Here is a 16542-nt window from a genome sequence, read left to right as displayed (position 1 = left end):
CCTAGCGAAATTGCGCAAGGAACCGCAAGTCGTTGTCGAAGAACAGGCGCAAATCGTTGACGCCGTAACGCAGCATGGCCAGGCGCTCGGCGCCCATGCCGAAGGCAAAGCCCTGGAACTCTTCCGGGTCGATGCCGGACATGCGCAGCACGTTCGGGTGAACCATGCCGCAGCCCATGACTTCCAGCCAGCCGGTCTGCTTGCACACACGGCAACCTTTGCCGCTGCAGATCACGCACTGGATGTCGACTTCAGCCGAAGGCTCGGTGAAGGGGAAGAACGACGGACGGAAACGTACCGCCAGCTCTTTTTCGAAGAACACCCGCAGGAACTCTTCGATGGTGCCTTTGAGGTCGGCGAAATTGATGTCGCGATCGATCAACAGGCCTTCGACCTGGTGGAACATCGGCGAGTGGGTCAGGTCCGAGTCGCAGCGGTAAACGCGGCCCGGGCAGACAATGCGGATGGGCGGCTGAGTGGACTCCATGGTCCGCACCTGCACCGGCGAGGTGTGGGTACGCAGCAGCATGTTGGCATTGAAATAGAAGGTGTCGTGCATTGCCCGGGCCGGGTGGTGGCCGGGAATGTTGAGCGCTTCGAAGTTGTGGTAGTCGTCTTCGACCTCAGGGCCTTCGGCAATGCCGTAGCCGATGTGGGTGAAGAACTGCTCGATGCGTTCCAGGGTACGGGTGATCGGATGCAGACCACCGGAGGTCTGTCCACGGCCCGGCAAGGTTACATCAATGCACTCGGCGGCCAGTCGGGCGCTGAGCTCGGCCTCTTCAAACGCCGCTTTGCGCGCGTTGAGGACCTCGGTGACGCGTTCCTTGGCGTCGTTGATCAGCGCACCGACTTTCGGCCGCTCTTCGGCTGGCAGGTTGCCCAGGGTCTTCATCACCTGGGTCAGTTCGCCTTTCTTGCCAAGGAATTGCACCCGGATCTGTTCCAGGGCATTGATGTCTTCAGCGCGTTCCACGGCCTCCAGGGCTTGGGAGACCAGCGCGTCCAGGTTTTCCATGTACAGACTCCAGATACGAAATAGGGGAAGAGCGCAGGCTCTTCCCCTATTAAGACGTTTAACACCAGGCGCCGGAAATGACGCCAGGTGATTGTCGGGGGTACTTAAGCCAGCGAGGCTTTAGCTTTCTCGACAATCGCAGCAAACGCCGCTTTTTCGTTCACTGCCAGATCGGCCAGAACCTTGCGGTCGATTTCGATCGACGCTTTTTTCAGGCCAGCGATCAGGCGGCTGTAGGACAGACCGTTGATACGCGCACCAGCGTTGATACGAGCGATCCACAGAGCGCGGAACTGACGTTTTTTCTGACGACGGTCGCGGTAGGCGTATTGGCCTGCCTTGATGACCGCTTGCTTGGCAACACGGAATACGCGCGAGCGAGCGCCGTAGTAGCCTTTAGCCAGTTTCAGAATTTTCTTGTGACGCTTACGAGCGATGACGCCACGCTTTACACGAGCCATGAGTAACTTCCTCTATCTAGAACCAAAAATTAACGAAGGCGCAGCATGCGCTCGACTTTTGCCACGTCCGACGGGTTCAGCAAGCTGCTACCACGAAGTTGACGCTTACGCTTGGTCGACATTTTGGTCAGGATGTGGCTCTTGAAAGCGTGTTTGTGCTTGATGCCGTTAGCCGTTTTCAAGAAACGCTTGGCCGCACCGCTTTTGGTTTTCATTTTTGGCATGTTCGGATACTCCGCATTCAGTTGATAAACATAACCGCAAGGCCTGCCGTGCCCTGGTGGTTATTTCTTTTTCTTGGGTGCGATGACCATGATCAGCTGGCGTCCTTCCATCTTAGGATGCTGTTCGACGGAACCGTATTCCAAAAGGTCAGTTTCGACCCGCTTCAACAGTTCCATACCCAGCTCCTGGTGGGCCATCTCACGACCGCGAAATCTCAAGGAAATCTTGGCCCTGTCCCCATCACTCAGGAAACGTACCAGGTTGCGTAGTTTTACCTGGTAATCCCCCTCCTCCGTCCCTGGACGAAACTTGATTTCTTTAATCTGGACCTGCTTCTGATTCTTCTTGGCCTCGTTAGCTTGCTTCTTCTTTTCGAAGAGGTGCTTGCCGTAGTCCATGACCTTGCAGACAGGCGGTACTGCGTCGGCAGAAATCTCTACCAGGTCCAGCTTCGCTTCTTCAGCGATACGAAGCGCTTCATCAATCGAGACGATGCCAATCTGCTCGCCGTCAGCGCCAATTAACCGAACCTCGCGTGCCGAGATATTCTCGTTGATCGGGGCCTTCGGTGCAGCTCGTTTATCGTTTCTCATTTCACGCTTAATAGTAATTACTCCGATTCTTGGCGACCACGCCGGGAAACCGCTTGAGCGAGGAATTCAGCGAATTGAGCGACGGGCATCGAGCCCAGGTCAGCGCCTTCACGAGTACGCACAGCGACGGTTTGCGTTTCGACTTCGCGATCCCCTATAACCAAAAGGTAAGGGACCTTGAGCAAAGTATGCTCGCGGATTTTAAAGCCGATTTTCTCATTTCTCAAGTCGGACTTGGCACGGAACCCGCTTTCATTGAGAGTTTTTTCAACATTCTGGGCGAATTCGGCCTGCTTGTCGGTGATATTCATGATCACCGCCTGGGTTGGCGCGAGCCAGGCCGGGAATGCACCTTCGTAATGCTCGATGAGAATTCCGACGAAACGCTCGAACGAACCGAGGATTGCACGGTGCAGCATCACCGGATGCTTGCGGCCGTTGTCTTCGGAGACGAATTCTGCGCCCAGACGGATCGGCAGGTTGAAGTCGAGCTGCAGGGTACCACACTGCCAGACGCGGCCAAGGCAATCCTTCAGCGAGAACTCGATCTTCGGCCCGTAGAAGGCCCCTTCGCCCGGCTGCAGGTCGTACGGCAGGCCGGCGCTGTCGAGGGCGGCGGCCAGTGCGGCTTCGGCGCGATCCCACAGCTCATCGGAACCGACGCGCTTTTCAGGGCGGGTCGAGAGCTTCATTTCGATGTCTTTGAAGCCGAAGTCGGCGTAGACATCCATGGTCAGCTTGATGAAGGCAGCGGATTCGGACTGCATCTGCTCTTCGGTGCAGAAGATGTGCGCGTCGTCCTGGGTAAAGCCACGCACACGCATGATGCCGTGCAGCGCGCCCGACGGCTCGTTACGGTGGCAGGCACCGAACTCGGCCAGACGCAGCGGCAGCTCGCGGTAGCTCTTCAGGCCCTGGTTGAACACCTGCACGTGGCATGGGCAGTTCATCGGCTTGATGGCGTAGTCGCGGTTTTCCGACTGGGTGGTGAACATGTTGTCGGCGTAGTTGGCCCAGTGGCCAGACTTTTCCCACAGCGAACGGTCAACAACCTGCGGAGTCTTGATCTCCAGGTAGCCGTTGTCGCGCTGAACCTTGCGCATGTACTGCTCGAGTACCTGGTACAGGGTCCAGCCGTTCGGGTGCCAGAACACCATGCCCGGCGCTTCTTCCTGGAGGTGGAACAGGCCCAGGCGCTTGCCGATTTTACGGTGGTCGCGTTTTTCTGCTTCTTCGATGCGCTGAATGTAAGCAGCCAGCTGCTTCTTGTCGGCCCAGGCGGTGCCGTAGACGCGCTGCAGCTGCTCGTTTTTAGCGTCGCCGCGCCAGTAGGCGCCGGACAGCTTGGTCAGCTTGAAGGATTTCAGGAAACGGGTGTTCGGCACGTGCGGGCCGCGGCACATGTCGACGTATTCTTCGTGGTAGTACAGGCCCATGGCCTGTTCATCCGGCATGTCCTCGACCAGGCGCAGCTTGTAGTCTTCGCCGCGGGTCTTGAACACTTCGATCACTTCGGCGCGCGGAGTGACTTTTTTGATGACGTCGTATTCGGTGTCGATCAGCTGCTGCATGCGCTGTTCGATCGCCGCCATGTCTTCGGGCGTGAAAGGACGCTCGTAGGCGATGTCGTAATAGAAGCCTTCATCGATGACCGGACCGATGACCATGCGCGCAGTCGGGTACAGCTGCTTGACCGCGTGGCCGACCAGGTGGGCGCACGAGTGACGGATGATCTCCAGCCCCTCTTCGTCCTTGGGCGTGATGATTTGCAGGCTGGCATCGTTCTCGATCAGGTCGCAGGCGTCGACCAGCTTGCCGTCGACCTTGCCGGCGACGGTGGCTTTGGCGAGGCCCGCACCAATGGATGCGGCGACTTCGGCAACCGAAACTGCCTTGTCGAATGAACGTTGACTGCCATCGGGAAGAGTAATAATGGGCATGGCGCCTCCTCTCCTAGTGGTGACCCCTACCAAAGGTCACGTGGGTTGGGATGAGCCAGTACGCGATCCGCCCCTGTCTTTGCACAAGCAAAGCCTGCCTCACAGTGGCAGAAGCCCGAAGGCCTGCCAGGGAACGAACCAGAGTGACTGGAATAGTAAAAAACAGTTGGGAGCTGCAAGCTGCAAGCTGCAAGAAACAGCCGGCGGCGAGCTCAAGGCCAGCATGCTAGCACAAAGCTTTCGGGCGATTGCGGGCAGATTGACCGGCTGGGCAGAAATATTCGCAAATTGAGCTTTGGCGGTGAACTTGCGCGGATTTTTTCCGCTCAGAGTTTGTGAAGCGTCCTACTCTTGTGAGACTCGACCCCAAGGAGTGTTTGGTTATGCGACTTCAGTCTCTTCTGGCCCTGGCGGCTGCCTCTGCCCTGCTGCTGCCGTTGGGAGCCCATGCTGGCAAACTGCCCGGCAACTACCAGTCGACCTGCGTAGCGCAGGCGCAGAAGCAAGGCCTGGCAAAGGATAAAGCCGAACAGCACTGCAAATGCGCCGGAGACGTGCTCCAGAAAAATCTCAGCGACAAAGAGATGAAAGACCTGGATACCCTGGAGGATGGCGTTGATGCGGCAGTAATGGAGCGCGCGCAAAAAAATATTGCAGCGGTCTGCGGCCCGAAAAACCCGAAATAATAGGGCCTTTGGCCAGTTATCCATCGCTAATTTGCTCCAGATCAGCAATCTGCGAAGGTAAAAGGGGCTACAAGCCCATAATTAGACTATGATGGTCGGCGTGCACCCTGTTGGCCTCGGCAACACCGCACTACTGAAAATCATGTTTCCTGGAGATACACCCATGTCTAATCGCCAAACCGGCACCGTAAAATGGTTCAACGATGAGAAAGGCTTCGGCTTCATCACTCCACAAGGTGGCGGCGACGACCTGTTCGTTCACTTCAAGGCTATCGAAACCGACGGTTTCAAAAGCCTGAAGGAAGGCCAGACTGTCTCCTTCGTTGCCGAAAAAGGCCAGAAGGGCATGCAGGCTGCACAAGTTCGTCCAGAGTAAGATCTGACCGAATAAAAAAACCCGTCCTTGTGGCGGGTTTTTTTGTGCCTGGGATTTGGGAGCGGGCTTGCTCCGCGATAGAACCAGTAATGGCCCTATCGCGGGTCAAGCCCGCTCCCACAGAGACCGTTTTAGCCGCAGTTTACGCGGGTGATCACGCCTTGTTCGTCGGCGTTGAGGTTCAGGCGCTCGGAGCGGTATTCCAGGGTCATGACGTCGTGAGGCTTGAGCACACGGGCCAGTTGCGAGCCGCTGGCTTTACGCGCCTGCTCGAGCAACTCGGGGGTGGCCGGCTTGCCGATGGCGAACTCGGCGCCGCTGGCCTGGCAACGGCCATCGGTGTTGGCAGTAGCCTGCGGGGCCTTCGACGAAGAGCCGCCAGTGCTGCTGCAACCTGCCAATACGGCGACAGCCAACAGGCTTACCAATGATGCACGCGTGCGGAACATGAATCCTCCTTAAATACTTGAATGCTGCCTATGTGACAGCACTCCTGGTTTTTCGTTGCAAAACCGGACCATTGTGCCCGAGCCAGAGCGCTCTAGGCCAAGGCTAATCGTGACCGGATTTTGCGCAAGCTCAATACAGGTCGATGTAATCGCTGGCAGGTTTGGGCCAGTTATTTCTCAGGGCGTTGTACACCTGGCGTATCCAGCGCTCGTCATCGGCCACCTGCGGGCCGACACAACCGGAGCCCGCCGCCCAGGTTTCCAGACGAAAGGACAGGCCCTGCAGTTCGCGGCCACCGGTGACCTGGGACAACCAGGCGATGCCCTTGTGATTGACCCGCAGCTGGTTGTGAACCGCACCATTGCCGGCCACCAGCAGGGCCCGGACGTTGTCGAGGGTAAAGTCGTTGGGGTTGTTGAGGTCGATCTGCACTGCGCTGTCCCGGCAAGCTAAAACACCGATAGTTTGCCACGCCCCTGCGCTTATGCCTAAGTCGCAGTGCGATGCAGGCGGCGGCCATGATTTACTGCAGCTATCGGCGGAGCGCAGGCCAGCCTCCCCTTCAAACGCCAGGGCCCGGCATTTGAACCGACAGCGCGCGCAGGTTTCACTCGAGAATGTTCATGACAAGCCACATCATCGATGCCGACATCAAGGTCAAATGGCCCGAGGGCCAGAGCGCCTACAGCCCGGCCAGCGCCGAGGAACTGATGCTGATCGCGATCGATCTTCTAGTCAAAGACCTTGGCTCAGGCAACGCCCGCAGCTTCGTCGACCAGGTCTTTGAACGCTACACCCCTCAGGAAGCTACGGCAGTCGTGCCAGACGGGCACTGAGCAGATCAAAAAAGCCCTGGGCATCCCCCTCGGTAATCCAGGTGACGTTGCCCGGCTCTTTCAGGGTGCCGTACCAGTCGGTAATGGTCTGGCCGAAGGTCGGGCCGTCGCGGCTGTCGACCTGCATGAACACCTGGCGGCCGCGGAACAGCTCGGGCTTGAGCAGGTAGGCAATCACCGTGGTGTCATGCACCGGGCCGCCAGGCATGCCGTAGTGCTTCATGTCCTGCTTGATGTAGGCGTTGAGGATATCCACCACGCGCTTGCTCGCCCCATTGTTGAGGTCGGCAATCTGTTTGAGCCGCGCCTCGCTGGTCAGCACCTTGTGGGTGACGTCCAGCGGCAGGTAGGTGAGCTTGACCCCGCTATTGAGTACTACTTCGGCAGCGTGAGGGTCGGCGAACAGGTTGAACTCGGCCACCGGGGTGATATTGCCGCCATTGAAGTGGGCACCGCCCATGACGATCACTTCCTTGATGCCATTGACGATCTGCGGCGCTTCAATCAGCGCCAAAGCCAGGTTGGTCTGCGGGCCGAGCATGGCGATAGTGATGCTGTGCGGCTTGGCGCTGCTCAAGGTGTCGATCAGGTAACGCACCGCACTGCCGTTGGCCAGCCCCTTCTGCGGCTCGCTGACCGTTACCCCGGGCAAGCCTTCTTCGCCATGGATATCGGCGGCGTAGATCGGTGTACGCACCAGCGGTTTCGGCGCGCCGGCGTATACCGGAATGTCTTCGCGCCCGGCCCATTCGCGAGCCAGGCGGGCATTGCGCGAGGTCTTCTCGAGTCGCACGTTGCCGGCCACGGTGGTGATGGCGCGAATCTTCAGTTCATCTGGCGAAGCCATGGCCAGGAACAGCGCCACCACGTCGTCAGCGCCGGGGTCGGTATCGATAATCAGGTCAATGGGCGCCGCCTGGGCGCCAGCCGAAAGCACGGACATCAGCAACACTCCTTGGAGCAAACGTTTGGCACAGCTCAACATAAGACACGTCCTTATGATCAGATGGAACAGCTAGAAGGTCACCCCGGCAACCAAGGCAATGTTGCTGTAGGGCTGGCACTCGCCGGTGCGCACGATGGCGCGGGCGCTGCGGCTCAACTGCTTGAACTCTTCGTGACTGAGCAGGCGTCGGGCGCCCAGTTCGCCCTGGGCGGTCAACTGCTCGACGGCGGTAAGGCCCGGCGGCTGATGCTGAAGGATTTCCTTCGCCAGCACGTGGCTTTCGACCTGCATTTCCGTCAGCACAATGCGCAGGGTGCTGGCGAAATCCGGAATACCCGGGGTCAGCGCCAGGTCGATCAGCTCCACCCCCGCCGGCACCGGCAAACCGGCATCGCCAATCAGCAGGATGTCGCCATGGCCGAGGGAGGCGATCAGGCGCGACAGGGCAATGTTCAGCAAGGGCGTCTTCTTCATGGCTGCAGCTCGCTCAAGTGCGGGATTGAAGGCTGCGCACCGGCGCGGGTAACCGACAGGGCCGCTGCACGCTGACCAAAGGCAATTGCCGCGCCCTGCGCTTCGCCACGCGCCAGGGCCGCGGCGAAACCGCCGACAAAGGTGTCGCCGGCCGCCGTGGTGTCCAGCGGCTGCACCACTGGCGCCGGGAAATGCCTGAACCCCTGGCCATCGGCAAACAGCGCGCCCTGGGCACCGAGGGTGACGATGACCTTGCCAACGCCCATGCCCAGCAACCGCGTGGCGGCCGCCTTGGCGCTGTCCAGGTCGTTGACCGGCAGCCCGCTCAGGGCTTCGGCTTCGCTTTCGTTAGGGATCAGGTAATCGATATGGGCAAACCATTTGGCCGGCAGCGGGCCGCTGGCCGGTGCCGGGTTGAGGATCACCGTCTTGCCCAGCGCCCTGCCCCGCTCAAGGGTGTAGGCGACGGTGGCCATCGGCACTTCCAGCTGGCAGATAATCACCTCGGCGTTTTGCAACAAGGCGTCGAAGCGCTGTACTGATTCGGGCAGCAACTGGCCATTGCCACCAGCAACAATGACGATGGCGTTCTGGCTGGCGGCATCAACCACGATCAGCGCCACGCCACTGGACACCCCGGCAGCGATGCTCACTGCCTGGCAGTCGATCTGTTCATCAGCCAGGGCCTGGCGCAGTTGCTGGCCGTAAGCGTCGTCACCGACGCAGCCGACCATCGCCACCTGCGCGCCCAGGCGCGCCGCCGCTACCGCCTGGTTGGCGCCCTTGCCGCCTGGCACGGTGACGAAGCTTTCGCCCACCAGGGTTTCGCCGCCGCGCGGCAGGCGCTGGGCACGCGTCACCAGGTCCATGTTCAGGCTACCTACCACTACTACATTGGCTTGCATGTGCGGGCTCGTTCTCAGCGGTAATCATTGAAAAGGTCGGGGCGCGGCGCGGTGGATTCGCGCAGGACGATGCTCGGCGCAACAATGCGCTGCTCTGGCGCGCCGCGCAGGGGTTCGGCGATGCGCCGCAGCAGCAGTTCGGCGGCGCTCTCGCCCAGCTCGCGGATCGACTGGCCGACGGTGGTCAGCGCCGGGAATACGTACTGGCTGATCTGGATATCGTCGAAGCCGATCACCGACAGCTCGCTGGGCACGCAGATGTTGCGTTCGGCGGCAGCGCGCAATACGCCGATGCCGATCATGTCGTTGCCGGCAAAAATCGCCGTCGGCCGCTCGCCTTCGAGCAGCGCCGCTGCCGCGCTATAGCCACCGATACTGGTAAATTCGCTATTCAGCAGCCACTCCTGGCGCGGGCAGACCCCGGCTTCGGCCAGCGCCCGATGGAAACCGGCCAGGCGCATCTGGGCGACGCTGGTGGTCGCCGGGCCGCCGATGCAGGCGATGTCGCGATGGCCGAGCTCGAGCAGATGGCGGGTCGCCAGATAAGCGCCCTGCTCGTGGTCGATACGTACCAGGTCGGCGGCCACGCCTTCCAGGGCGCGGTCGACGATGACCATCGGCGTGCGCACGCTGGCCAGGCTATCGAGCAGGTCGTTGTCTTCACCGACCGAGGCGACGATCAGGCCGTCGATGCGTTTTTCCAGCAGCACGCGCAGGTAGCTGCGCTGCTTTTGCGGGTTGTCGTCGGAGTTGCAGAGGATCACGCAGTAGCCGTTGCGCTCGCAGCCGTCCTCGATGCCGCGGGCCAGCTCGGCGAAATACGGGTTGACGCTGTTGGGCACCAGCAGGCCGATGGTCGCGGTGCTGCGCGCCTTGAGCGAGCGCGCTACGGCGCTGGGCACGTAGTCGAGTTCGGCGATCGCCGCTTCGACCTTGAGGCGCACCGGCTCACTGACCGGGCGGGTCTTGTTCAGTACATGCGACACGGTGGTGTAGGAAATCCCCGCCAGTGCCGCGACATCTTTGATGGTTGCCATTGTTTCAGTTCCGCCTGCGCGCGCGCCGGCTGCGGTAGGTGTCGAGGACCACGGCGATGACGATCACCGCCCCGGTGATAATGCGTTTGGTTGGCTCCGAAGCGCCGATCTGCGCCAGGCCTGCGGCCAGCACCGAGATGATCAACACGCCAAAGAAGGTGCTGATCACCGAGCCGCGCCCGCCCATCAGGCTGGTGCCACCGATGACCACGGCGGCGATCACCTGCAGTTCAAGGCCGGAGCCGGCGTTGGGGTCGGCGGCTTCCAGGCGGGAAATCTGGAACAGCGCAGCCAGCCCTGCGAGCAGGCCCATCAGCGAGAACACCAGGATCTTGTACGGGCGCGGGTCGATGCCGGCCAGGCGCACCGCCTCTTCGTTGGTGCCAATGCCGATCAGGTAGCGGCCGAACACCGTGCGCGTGAGTACCAGCTGGGCGAGGATGATCACCAGCAAGGCGATCAGGAACGACGGCGAGATGCCAAAAGCCAGCGGGTTGGACAGCCAGGCAAAGGCATCGCCAATGTAGGCGGTGCGCGAATCGGTCAGTTGGTAGGCCATGCCCCGGGCCATTTCCAGCACGCCGAGCGAGACGATAAACGACGGAATGCGCCAGGCCACGGTGATCGAGCCGGTGATGCTGCCGGCCAGCGCCGCCACGGCCATGCCGAGCAAGGCGGCCGGCATCACGCTCCAGCCCCAGCCGAGCATCGCCACACTGACCGCGGAACCGGCCAGGGCCAGCACCGAACCCACCGACAGGTCGATGCCGCCGATGATCAGCACAAAGGTCATGCCCACCGCCAGCACCATCAGGTCGGGGATCTGGTTGGCCAGGGTGCTGAAGGTGGCGTAAGACCAAAAGTGGCTGCTCAACAACGAGAACAGCACGATCATCGCCAGCAAGGCGCCGGCCAGGCCCAGGTAGGTGCCGAGGCCGTAGTAGCTGCCGCTGCGCTTGGCGCTGGGGGCAGCGGTGTCCAGTTGGGTGGTTTTCATGGGGTCGTCCTGGGCGCCGCTTCGTGCAGCAACGCATCACGTTTCTGATAGCCGGCAAAGGCTGCGGCCAGTAGTTGGTCCTGAGTCCAGCTGTCGCGCTCGAAGGTGTCGATCAGGCGCCCGGCACTGAGCACACCGATGCGGTCGCAAATCAGCATCAGCTCGCGCAGATCACTGGACACCACCACCAGCGCCTTGCCCTGGCGCGCAAGCTCGGCCAGCAGGCCATAGATGTCGAACTTGGCGCCGACGTCGATGCCGCGGGTCGGCTCATCGAACAGCAGCACCGAACAGTCGCGCTCCAGCCAGCGGCCGATCACCACCTTTTGCTGGTTGCCGCCCGACAACTCGCCGACCACCTGCTCGGGGCTGGAACTGCGGATACGCATGGCGGCGATCTGCCGTTCGGCCAGTTCGCGCTCGGCGCCGCTGTTGACGATGCCGGCGCGGGAAATCGCCGGCAGGTTGCCCAGGGCGATATTGGCGCTGATCGACTGGCTCAGCAGCAGCCCTTCGCCCTTGCGGTCTTCAGTGATCAGGGCAATGCCCTGACGCACCGCCGCCACCGGCGAATCGACGCGCACTTCGCGCAAAGGATTGCCCAGCTCGATAGTGCCGCTGTCGGCGCTGTCGGCGCCGAAAATCAGCCGCAGCAGCTCGGTGCGCCCGGCGCCGATCAGGCCGGAGATGCCGAAGATCTCGCCGCTGCGCACCTCGAACGAGACGTCCTTGACCTTGTCGCTACGGCCGAGGCCGTTGACCTTGAGGATCGGCGCGCCGATGTTGCGCACGCCCAAATCGATATGCTCGCCCAGCTCGCGACCGACCATCAGGTTGACCAGTTGCTCGCTGTTGTAGCGCTGCATCGGCTCGACGCACACCAGCTTGCCATCGCGCAGCACGGCAATGCGCTGGGCGATGCGCTTGAGTTCTTCGAGGCGATGGGAGATGTAGACGATGGCCACGCCGCGCTGCTGCAGGCGCTCGATCTGGGTAAACAGCAGCTCCACCTCGCGGGCGGTGAGCATCGCCGTCGGCTCATCGAAAATCAGCACATGGCAGTCGCCAATCAGGTTGCGGGCAATCTCGACCATCTGCTGATGGCCGATGCCCAGCTCGCCCACCGGGGTGTCCGGGTCGATGGCATCCAGGCCGACCTGGGCCATGGCCGCCACCGCCAGTTGGCGCAGGCGTTTGCGGTTGATCCAGCCGGCGCGCCCGGGCAAGTTGTCGAGAAACAGGTTCTCGGCCACGGTCAGGGTCGGCAGCAGGTTGAGCTCCTGCATGACCATGCGCACGCCCAAGCGCTCGGCAGCGGCGCGGCTACCGGGCTGGTACGGCTGGCCCTGGTAAAGCATATGGCCGGTGGTGGGCCGTTCGAGGCCGCCGATGATTTTCGACAGGGTGCTCTTGCCCGCGCCGTTTTCACCGGTCAGGGCCAGCACTTCGCCCCGCAGCAGGCTCAGCTCGATATCACCGAGCACCGGCTGCGCGTAGGTCTTGCCGATGGCGCTGACTGAAAGTACGACATCCGCAGTCGCTGACATTGCCTGTTCTCCTGGCGCCCACCCCGTGGCAGGCGCGCACGCTGCGACTAGGGTTGGGTAACCAGCTCGACCGGGGTCTGGATGACGTTGTCGGCGTCGACATCGGTTTTCTCACCCTTGAGCATCTTCAGCGCCGCCTCGATGCCGAACACCGCTTGTTTGGCGGCGTACTGGTCGGCGGTGGCAAGCACGCGACCGTCCTTGAGCATCGGCTTGATGGCGTTGATGTTGTCGTAGCCGACCACCTGCACCTGGCCGGCCTTGCCTGCGGCGCGCACCGCCGATACAGCACCCAGGGCCATGCTGTCGTTGCCGGCCAGCAGAGCCTTGAGGTCGGGGTTGGCGTTGAGCAGGGAGGCGGCGACGGCATTGCCCTTGGCAATTTCCCAGTCGCCCGATTGCACCGAGACCACCTTGATCTGCGCCGCTTCCATTGCATCCTTGAAGCCGGCGGTGCGCTGCTGGGCGTTGGTGGTGGTCGAGACGCCTTCGATAATGGCCACCTGATCGCCGGCCTTGAGCTTCTGCCTGGCCAGGTATTCACCGACCAGACGCGCGCCCTTGCGGTTGTCGGGGCCTACGAACGGCACGCTGAGGTGTTTGCTCTTGAGCACCTCGGGGTCGAGGCGGTTGTCGATGTTGATCACGGTGATGCCGGCATCCATGGCCTTTTTCACCACCGGCACCAGGGCCTTGGAATCGGCCGGAGCGATGACCAGGGCGTTGACCCCGGAGACGATCATCTGCTCGACGATACGGATCTGGTTACTGGAGTCGGTCTCGTCCTTGATGCCGTTGGACACCAGCTCGAATTCAGTGGCGTGGTCTTTCTGGTAGGCCTTGGCGCCGTCTTCCATGGTCAGGAAGAACTCGTTGGCCAGCGATTTCATCACCAGCGCGACTTTCGGCTTGGCGTCGTCGGCCAGGGCGTGGGAAACGGGTGTGGCGAGGGACAGTGAGGAAAGTACGGCGAGCGCCAGCAGGCGTCCAGCAAAGGGCAGCTTCATGGGTTTACTCCGGATCTTATGATTTTTATCGGGCCGCAAACGTTTGCGTTAACTCACTATGAAAACGTAACCAAACTTTGTCAAATCCGCTGCCGCAGGCCATTTGGAAAGCGCACGTAGGAATTATCCTAAAAATAACCGGAAAACCGAACACCTCTTGTACACAATATTCGGAATTCCGAATAGGAAAATGCTTTACCGACGTTTTCCCGAGCGCTCTGAGCCCATGAAAATCAATAGATTGAAGATGAAAACCGACGAACGGCTGTTCTGGTACGGAATCTGCCTCTGTTAGCGCGTTACACAGCGAACTCCAGACACAAGAGAGATCAACGATGAAAGCTGCGCTTAATTCCTTCGTTCCGGGCGCTTTGGCCCTGCTGCTGTTAATGCCCGCAGGCGTCAACGCCAAGGAAGTCGAGAACCAACAGAAACTGGCCAACGTGGTGATCCTCGCCACCGGTGGCACCATCGCCGGCGCCGGCGCCAGCACCGCCAACAGCGCCACCTACCAGGCCGCCAAGGTCGGTGTCGACAAGCTGATCGCCGGCGTTCCGGAACTGGCCACCCTGGCCAATGTGCGCGGCGAACAAGTGCTGCAGATCGCTTCCGAAAGCATCAGCAACGAAAACCTGCTGCAACTGGGCAAGCGCGTTGCCGAGCTTGCCGACAGCAAGGATGTCGACGGCATCGTCATCACCCACGGTACCGACACCCTGGAAGAGACCGCCTACTTCCTCAACCTGGTCGAAAAAACCGACAAGCCAATCGTCGTAGTCGGCTCGATGCGCCCAGGCACCGCCATGTCGGCTGACGGCATGCTCAACCTGTACAACGCCGTGGCTGTTGCCAGCAACAAGGACTCGCGCGGCAAGGGCGTGCTGGTCACCATGAACGACGAGATCCAGTCGGGTCGCGACGTCAGCAAATCGGTGAACATCAAGACCGAAGCCTTCAAGAGCCAATGGGGCCCGCTGGGCATGGTCGTCGAAGGCAAGTCCTACTGGTTCCGCCTGCCGGCCAAGCGTCACACCGTAGACTCGGAATTCGACATCAAGAAAATCAGCAGCCTGCCTGCGGTCGACATCGCCTACGGTTACGGCAACGTCACCGACACCGCCTACAAGGCCCTGGCACAAAATGGCGCCAAGGCGATCATCCACGCCGGTACCGGCAATGGCTCGGTGTCTTCTAAAGTAGCCCCGACCCTGATCGACCTGCGCAAGCAAGGCGTGCAGATCATTCGCTCGTCCCACGTCAATGCCGGCGGCTTCGTGCTGCGCAACGCCGAGCAGCCTGACGACAAGAACGACTTCGTCGTCGCCCACGACCTGAACCCGCAAAAAGCCCGGATCCTGGCCATGGTTGCAATGACCAAGACCCAGGACAGCAAAGAGCTGCAGCGGATCTTCTGGGAATACTGATCAAGTAGCCCCCAAGCGCTTGCCCGCCCTGTAGGACGGGCAAGTCTGCTTCCCCTACCCTGGCAAAAAATACTTTAAACAGACCGCAGCAAACCGCGCGGTTTGCGGTCACATGCGCTCTTTCACCGACGAGCTGTTGCGAAATTGCTTACAGTAAAATACTGTATGCGCATACAGCTAAAAAAGGAACGCTTTGTGGCCACCACTTCCGCCCCTGCCAGCAGCTACGAGCAACTGGGCACCCGCATCCAGAAAATCATCAATTCCCCCACCGCACAAAAAGCCCGGGCCGCGCTGATCTTCCGCCTGGAGCACGAAACGCCTGAAGACTGGGCCACCCTGCTCGACGAAATCGCCGAGAACGACAACGTCACCCTCGCCTACCGCGATGACGGTGGCGTGCAGATTTTCTGGGTTGTGCCGAAGGAAGATTGAAAGCGAATGAGATTTCCGGTTTTTGCAGTAGCTTGTTTGTTGTTCAGTGTCACCACCGCCCACGCCGATGCACCGCGCACCTTCAGCGAAGCCAAGAAGGTCGCCTGGCGCTTATATGCGCCGCAGTCCACCGAGTTTTATTGCGGCTGCAAATACAACGGCAACAAGGTCGATTTGCAGGCCTGCGGGTATGTGCCGCGCAAAAATGCCAACCGCGCCTCGCGCATCGAGTGGGAGCATATCGTCCCGGCCTGGCAGATCGGCCACCAGCGCCAGTGCTGGCAAAGCGGCGGGCGCAAAAATTGTTCGCGCAATGACAAGGTCTACCAGCGCGCCGAGGCCGACCTGCACAACCTGGTGCCGAGCATTGGCGAGGTCAATGGCGATCGCAGCAACTTCAGTTTTGGCTGGCTGCCCGAGCAGCGCGGGCAATATGGCTCATGCCTGACCCAGGTGGACTTCAAAGCCAAGAAGGTCATGCCGCGGCCGTCCATTCGCGGCATGATTGCGCGCACCTACTTTTATATGAGCAAGCAGTACAGCCTCAAGCTGTCGAAACAGGACCGCCAGCTGTACGAAGCCTGGAACAAGACCTACCCGCCGCAGCCCTGGGAGCGCCAGCGCAACCAGCGGGTGGCTTGCGTGATGGGCCATGGCAACGAGTTCGTCGGCCCGGTCAACCTCAGCGCCTGCGGTTGAGGCTCAGGCCAGCGCCTGCAGGTAGGCGCTGGCCTGCTGGTAACGGGCCAGGCGGGCGATGTCATCGGGGCCGGGCATGGGGATGCGCGACAGGTCGCTGTTGTCGGCCAGATCAGCCAGCTTGACTACCCGCGCCAGCGGATCATCGCCGACCCGCACCACGAAGGCTTCGTAGCTTTCGTCATCGCGCCGGCTCAGCGCCTGCACGGCGGCCAGGATCTTCAGGGCGAAGCCTTCGCGGGCAAGGTCAGAGAGGGTCATCGGTGAATCCTCGAGCACGTCGTGCAGCACCGCGACAATGCGCTGCTCGGCCGTCGACACCCTCAGCATCACCCGCAACGGGTGGAGGATATAGGCCGTTCCGCCTTTGTCGCACTGCCCTTCATGTGCCCTCGCCGCAACCGCAATGGCCCGCTCCAGCGTAGACATATGGCCCTCCTGCTCAGCGCGGCTGGCGTCGTAGACGCGCCATGCTGTAGACATCGA

The 16542-nt window shown here is 61.1% G+C and carries 21 protein-coding genes; 6 read left to right on the top strand and 15 right to left on the bottom strand.

All coding sequences use genetic code 11. From position 1 onward, the window contains the following. Window position 1 precedes the first annotated feature (1 nt). The 5 genes from pheS to thrS form a co-directional block, all read right to left on the bottom strand. Window positions 2-1018: a phenylalanine--tRNA ligase subunit alpha gene (gene pheS / locus JYG36_RS10590; RefSeq protein WP_038994580.1), complete on the bottom strand. Its 1017-nt coding sequence runs from the start codon at window positions 1016-1018 to the stop codon at window positions 2-4. A 104-nt stretch (window positions 1019-1122) separates the two neighbouring features. Further along, on the bottom strand, window positions 1123-1479 hold the full coding sequence (gene rplT / locus JYG36_RS10585; protein WP_010222414.1) for a 50S ribosomal protein L20: 357 nt from the start codon (window positions 1477-1479) through the stop codon (window positions 1123-1125). A gap of 29 nt (window positions 1480-1508) precedes the next feature. Next, on the bottom strand, window positions 1509-1703 hold the full coding sequence (gene rpmI, locus JYG36_RS10580; RefSeq protein WP_045194535.1) for a 50S ribosomal protein L35: 195 nt from the start codon (window positions 1701-1703) through the stop codon (window positions 1509-1511). Between the two features lie 60 nt (window positions 1704-1763). Next, window positions 1764-2315 carry a translation initiation factor IF-3 gene (gene infC, locus JYG36_RS10575; RefSeq protein WP_174242331.1) on the bottom strand — a complete coding sequence of 184 codons (552 nt, stop codon included), beginning with the start codon at window positions 2313-2315 and terminating at the stop codon, window positions 1764-1766. Next, window positions 2315-4237, bottom strand: coding sequence for a threonine--tRNA ligase (thrS, locus tag JYG36_RS10570; RefSeq protein ID WP_213603845.1), 1923 nt, complete (start codon window positions 4235-4237; stop codon window positions 2315-2317). Before thrS ends, infC begins: the two co-directional genes overlap by 1 nt. 383 nt (window positions 4238-4620) lie before the next feature. Between thrS and JYG36_RS10565 the strand changes: the two genes are divergently transcribed. Together JYG36_RS10565 and JYG36_RS10560 are read left to right on the top strand one after the other, a co-directional pair. After that, the gene (locus JYG36_RS10565) at window positions 4621-4923 is read left to right on the top strand and encodes a hypothetical protein (RefSeq protein ID WP_082075393.1); all 303 of its coding nucleotides are present in this window, start codon (window positions 4621-4623) and stop codon (window positions 4921-4923) included. Window positions 4924-5086: 163 nt separating this feature from the next. Continuing rightward, complete coding sequence (locus JYG36_RS10560; protein ID WP_007956027.1) at window positions 5087-5299, top strand: cold-shock protein; 213 nt, start codon at window positions 5087-5089, stop codon at window positions 5297-5299. A gap of 131 nt (window positions 5300-5430) precedes the next feature. On the opposite strand, the gene JYG36_RS10555 is transcribed toward JYG36_RS10560, so the two are convergent. Both JYG36_RS10555 and JYG36_RS10550 read right to left on the bottom strand, forming a co-directional pair. Further along, a complete protein-coding gene (locus tag JYG36_RS10555) occupies window positions 5431-5748 on the bottom strand; it encodes an I78 family peptidase inhibitor (RefSeq protein WP_045194542.1) in 318 nt (105 codons plus the stop codon). A 130-nt stretch (window positions 5749-5878) separates the two neighbouring features. Then, a complete protein-coding gene (locus tag JYG36_RS10550; RefSeq protein ID WP_093381147.1) occupies window positions 5879-6181 on the bottom strand; it encodes a hypothetical protein in 303 nt (100 codons plus the stop codon). A gap of 191 nt (window positions 6182-6372) precedes the next feature. Between JYG36_RS10550 and JYG36_RS10545 the strand changes: the two genes are divergently transcribed. Further along, on the top strand, window positions 6373-6585 hold the full coding sequence (locus JYG36_RS10545) for a hypothetical protein (protein ID WP_195884595.1): 213 nt from the start codon (window positions 6373-6375) through the stop codon (window positions 6583-6585). Here the strand turns inward: JYG36_RS10545 and JYG36_RS10540 are convergent. The 7 genes from JYG36_RS10540 to JYG36_RS10510 form a co-directional block, all read right to left on the bottom strand. Continuing rightward, window positions 6557-7528 carry a nucleoside hydrolase gene (locus tag JYG36_RS10540; RefSeq protein ID WP_502937508.1) on the bottom strand — a complete coding sequence of 324 codons (972 nt, stop codon included), beginning with the start codon at window positions 7526-7528 and terminating at the stop codon, window positions 6557-6559. The genes JYG36_RS10545 and JYG36_RS10540 overlap by 29 nt on opposite strands. 72 nt (window positions 7529-7600) lie before the next feature. Continuing rightward, window positions 7601-8005, bottom strand: a complete 405-nt coding sequence (gene rbsD, locus JYG36_RS10535; protein ID WP_213603841.1) for a D-ribose pyranase — start codon at window positions 8003-8005, stop codon at window positions 7601-7603. Further along, complete coding sequence (rbsK, locus tag JYG36_RS10530; RefSeq protein WP_213603839.1) at window positions 8002-8910, bottom strand: ribokinase; 909 nt, start codon at window positions 8908-8910, stop codon at window positions 8002-8004. Before rbsK ends, rbsD begins: the two co-directional genes overlap by 4 nt. Before the next feature lie 14 nt (window positions 8911-8924). Then, on the bottom strand, window positions 8925-9947 hold the full coding sequence (locus tag JYG36_RS10525) for a LacI family DNA-binding transcriptional regulator (RefSeq protein ID WP_213603837.1): 1023 nt from the start codon (window positions 9945-9947) through the stop codon (window positions 8925-8927). Window positions 9948-9951: 4 nt separating this feature from the next. Further along, complete coding sequence (locus tag JYG36_RS10520; protein ID WP_045194554.1) at window positions 9952-10944, bottom strand: ABC transporter permease; 993 nt, start codon at window positions 10942-10944, stop codon at window positions 9952-9954. Next, entirely contained in the window at window positions 10941-12491 is a 1551-nt protein-coding gene (locus JYG36_RS10515; protein WP_213603835.1) for a sugar ABC transporter ATP-binding protein, read from the bottom strand. The genes JYG36_RS10520 and JYG36_RS10515 overlap by 4 nt, the downstream gene beginning before the upstream one ends. A 47-nt stretch (window positions 12492-12538) precedes the next feature. Next, a complete protein-coding gene (locus tag JYG36_RS10510; RefSeq protein WP_213603833.1) occupies window positions 12539-13498 on the bottom strand; it encodes a sugar ABC transporter substrate-binding protein in 960 nt (319 codons plus the stop codon). A gap of 335 nt (window positions 13499-13833) precedes the next feature. On the opposite strand from JYG36_RS10510, the gene JYG36_RS10505 reads away from it, so the two are divergent. The 3 genes from JYG36_RS10505 (at window position 13834) to JYG36_RS10495 (ending at window position 16056) form a co-directional block, all read left to right on the top strand. Further along, window positions 13834-14922 carry an asparaginase gene (locus tag JYG36_RS10505; RefSeq protein WP_038994567.1) on the top strand — a complete coding sequence of 363 codons (1089 nt, stop codon included), beginning with the start codon at window positions 13834-13836 and terminating at the stop codon, window positions 14920-14922. Between the two features lie 165 nt (window positions 14923-15087). Further along, window positions 15088-15357, top strand: coding sequence for a DUF1654 domain-containing protein (locus JYG36_RS10500; protein ID WP_045194563.1), 270 nt, complete (start codon window positions 15088-15090; stop codon window positions 15355-15357). A gap of 6 nt (window positions 15358-15363) precedes the next feature. Beyond that, on the top strand, window positions 15364-16056 hold the full coding sequence (locus JYG36_RS10495) for an endonuclease (RefSeq protein ID WP_045194565.1): 693 nt from the start codon (window positions 15364-15366) through the stop codon (window positions 16054-16056). A 3-nt stretch (window positions 16057-16059) separates the two neighbouring features. On the opposite strand, the gene JYG36_RS10490 is transcribed toward JYG36_RS10495, so the two are convergent. After that, window positions 16060-16485, bottom strand: a complete 426-nt coding sequence (locus JYG36_RS10490; protein ID WP_045194567.1) for a bifunctional (p)ppGpp synthetase/guanosine-3',5'-bis(diphosphate) 3'-pyrophosphohydrolase — start codon at window positions 16483-16485, stop codon at window positions 16060-16062. Window positions 16486-16542 lie beyond the last annotated feature (57 nt).

The sequence above is a fragment of the Pseudomonas sp. SORT22 genome (assembly GCF_018417635.1).
In the GTDB taxonomy this organism is placed as follows: domain Bacteria; phylum Pseudomonadota; class Gammaproteobacteria; order Pseudomonadales; family Pseudomonadaceae; genus Aquipseudomonas.
Note: the sequence above shows the minus strand (reverse complement) of the source record. Positions and strands in the feature narration are given on the sequence as shown.